Origin of the sequence: Pseudoflavonifractor capillosus, assembly GCF_016899775.1 — a bacterium.
GTDB lineage: Bacteria > Bacillota > Clostridia > Oscillospirales > Oscillospiraceae > Lawsonibacter.
Genome location: NZ_JACJJE010000184.1, coordinates 1 through 281, shown reverse-complemented (window position 1 = coordinate 281; position 281 = coordinate 1). Strand labels below are relative to the sequence as shown.

The following is a 281-nucleotide window of genomic DNA, read 5'->3' as shown; positions in this document are numbered from 1 at the left end:
ATATTCAGGAGTTTCTGGATCTGCCGAAGTTTGCGGGCTATACGGATCTGGAATTCTGTGAGTGGATGATCAAAAATATCGGTGTTGCTGCGGTACCTGGATCCAGTTTCTTTAAGGAGGATGTAAACCATCTGATCCGTCTGCATTTTGCGAGAGAGGAAGCAACGATTGATGAGGCACTGGAGCGTCTTGGCAAATTAAAGGAGTTGTTGAAATAATGAATGGAGAAAAAGTTTTCTTTTGTAATTATTCTATTGGAACAGATACATGGAAAGAAGTTC

At 40.9% G+C, this 281-nt stretch carries 1 pseudogene; it reads left to right on the top strand.

What is annotated here, in order from left to right:
- Nucleotides 1–218 (top strand): annotated as a pseudogene (locus tag H6B31_RS16935) (aminotransferase); the annotation flags it as partial.
- Nucleotides 219–281 lie beyond the last annotated feature (63 nt).